This is a genomic window from Rhodanobacter fulvus Jip2 (assembly GCF_000264315.1).
Lineage (GTDB): Bacteria > Pseudomonadota > Gammaproteobacteria > Xanthomonadales > Rhodanobacteraceae > Rhodanobacter > Rhodanobacter fulvus.
In genome coordinates this window covers 1-1112 of sequence record NZ_AJXU01000052.1, presented here as the reverse complement: position 1 = coordinate 1112, position 1112 = coordinate 1, and the positions used below count along the sequence as shown (strand labels likewise).

Sequence of the window (1112 nt, the reverse complement as noted above, 5' to 3'; positions counted from 1 at the left end):
GTGAATGTCGAAGCCGCCATCTCCTGCGGCCAACCCGGTCTGCTCCGTCACGCTCTGGTAGTTGTTGCTGATGTTGCTCTGGCTATAGCTGGCCCCACCGCTGGTGGCGCCATAGCAGATCGGTGGGATGCACAAACTCAGGCCGGCGCTGGCGGCTTGGTAGGTCTCCTTGTAGTGGTCGGTATCTTGCGTGCTGGTCAGGCTAAGGCTGCGGCCGATGTCGGCCAGGATGGTGTTGCCGTAGGCTTGAGCGCCTTCCAGCGTGGCGTCCCTTCCGCTGGTCAGGCTCAGAGTGTCGCCGGCATTGACCGTGGTGACGTGGTTCGTGGCGCTGTCGCCGTTGCCCTTGCCCCGGGCCGCTGCCGCAGCCAGCTCGATGGTGAAGCCGTTCTGTTCGCCGCCCAGCGCGAAGCCCACGCCAATGCTGGCGCTGCCGCTGTGGTTGGCACTGTCCCGCTGGGTGGTGTCTTCGCTTGAGGTGAGGGTGATGTCGCGGGCGGCGGTCAGGCTGGCATCGCGACCGGCCTGGATTTGGGCACCCTGTAGCAGGATGTCGCCGTTGGCGGCATAGCCATCGACACCCTTGGTGCCATCGCCGGTGGCCACGATGGTCACATCGCGGCTGCCCGTTACCGTGCTGCCCTGCTGTGTCTGCTGCTGATACGACGAGTTGCTGGACTGGTGGCTGCTGCCGATGCTGACGGTGACCTTGACCAGGCCGGTGCTGCTCTGGCCCTGAGCCGCCGCAACACTGTCCTTGGCCCCATACGCCGCCTCGGCTCCATACAACGCCGCCAATCGCTCGTCGCCCCGGTCGTGCGCGTCCACGGCCGCATCCACCGCCTGCGCGGCCTGCACCGCCACGCCCGACAGCGCCACGGTCACACCCACCTGACTCATCTTGTCGCGCTGCCGCTGTTCGGCGGTATCCGCGCTGGGCGTGAGCGTGACGTTGCGGCCTACCAGCGTGACGTCCCGGCCGGTGATGTCCACGCCCTGGCCGGTGAGGTCGCCGTGGGCGACCACGTTGACGTCGCCCTGCGTGCTGGTCAGCCCGGTGCGCAGCGTGCTTTGCCAGGTCTGGTTGCCGCTCTGGTCGTGCAGCTCCTGCC

At 67.4% G+C, this 1112-nt stretch carries 1 protein-coding gene; it reads right to left on the bottom strand.

Annotated features, from left to right (window positions below; translation table 11 throughout):
* Positions 1–1112 (bottom strand): hemagglutinin repeat-containing protein (locus UU9_RS12750; protein WP_007082167.1); only part of this gene is annotated, 1112 nt, incomplete at both ends.